The sequence below is a fragment of the Fibrobacter sp. UWH1 genome (assembly GCF_002210365.1).
Taxonomy (GTDB): Bacteria; Fibrobacterota; Fibrobacteria; order Fibrobacterales; family Fibrobacteraceae; genus Fibrobacter.
In genome coordinates this window covers 1-1,072 of record NZ_MWQG01000095.1, presented here as the reverse complement: position 1 = coordinate 1,072, position 1,072 = coordinate 1, and the positions used below count along the sequence as shown (strand labels likewise).

Genomic DNA, 1,072 nt, shown 5'->3' with positions numbered 1-1,072 from the left:
AAATGAGTATCTTTTGAAAAAGTTCAACATTATGCGTTAGCGATTAGAAATCGCCACCTAAAATCCTCCGGAAATTTTTCTGCATTATTCTTAACCTGCTGATTAAACGCCTTTACAGAATACCCATAAATCTCCGCCAGATCGGCGTCAAGCATCACCTTTACACCACGGATGGTGTAAACCTTGTTTTTCAGCAAATTCTCGTCAATGAGGACAATTTCTTTCGTTTTCTCGGCAACATTGGCCGGAACAGCACTATTCCCCGCAACAGGGGAATCTTTCTTCTTCATAACATATCCTTTCCGTTTTACAAGCGTGAAAAAAAACGGATTTACTTCGGTCAGACTGCACAAATATACACTAGTTTTGAAAATTTGACAAGACACCTGCAATAAATTTTTCCACGTTCCCCCAAATCCCCATTCCCGCCTCCCCCGACCAGACTTGGGCTCCATATTTTTTACTACATTCCCGAACATGGCTACCGCAATCGAATTCGAGAACATCAGCAAGCAGTACCGCCTGGGCTTGGTAAGCACGGACACGCTCAGCCACGACCTCAACGATGGACGCTAAAGCGTCCGTAGCATCGGTTCAGCCATACAAATGAACAAGTTCATTTGTGCGGCATTCACCTCGCATACTTTCTGGCAGACCAAGCTCTTGCGCCGCGAAGCACCCCCGCGCAATCAGCAGCCAGGTCGCAATAGAAGAAGTTAGAAGTATTCTGCATCAAGTAACCGATTTCCTTCCAGTTACCAACACGGGTGCCCTTTTCAGCGACGTATGCGTCCTGCAACTTCACGTATTCTGCGGGAGTTTTGGGAATGGGATTTGTGTTGAATTCAATTTTTTTTTCAAACTTTGCTCGTCCCTGAAATGTTTTTGGGGTAGAATGGAGGCTTTATGCTTTTTTATGATGCTGCACTGGAAAGTTTAAAAAATAATCCTGGTGAACTCACTGATTCATCTATAGAAACTTATCAGTGGAATTTGAAAAAATTATATGATTTTTCTGGCTCTTCATCAACATGTGTGGGTGGCTTCGCCACCCTTTTTTGTTGACATTCGC

General features: G+C 43.7%; 2 protein-coding genes and 1 pseudogene. 1 reads left to right on the top strand and 2 read right to left on the bottom strand.

Translation table 11 applies throughout. The annotated features are described in order from the left end of the window. Positions 1 to 56: 56 nt before the first annotated feature. Both B7992_RS16220 and B7992_RS16900 read right to left on the bottom strand, forming a co-directional pair. Positions 57 to 290, bottom strand: a pseudogene (locus B7992_RS16220) (ORF6N domain-containing protein); the annotation flags it as partial. A 341-nt stretch (positions 291 to 631) separates the two neighbouring features. Further along, complete coding sequence (locus B7992_RS16900; protein ID WP_176421993.1) at positions 632 to 805, bottom strand: hypothetical protein; 174 nt, start codon at positions 803 to 805, stop codon at positions 632 to 634. A gap of 101 nt (positions 806 to 906) precedes the next feature. Between B7992_RS16900 and B7992_RS16895 the strand changes: the two genes are divergently transcribed. Beyond that, positions 907 to 1,065 (top strand): hypothetical protein, encoded by a 159-nt coding sequence (locus B7992_RS16895; protein WP_176421992.1) that lies wholly within the window; start codon positions 907 to 909, stop codon positions 1,063 to 1,065. Positions 1,066 to 1,072 lie beyond the last annotated feature (7 nt).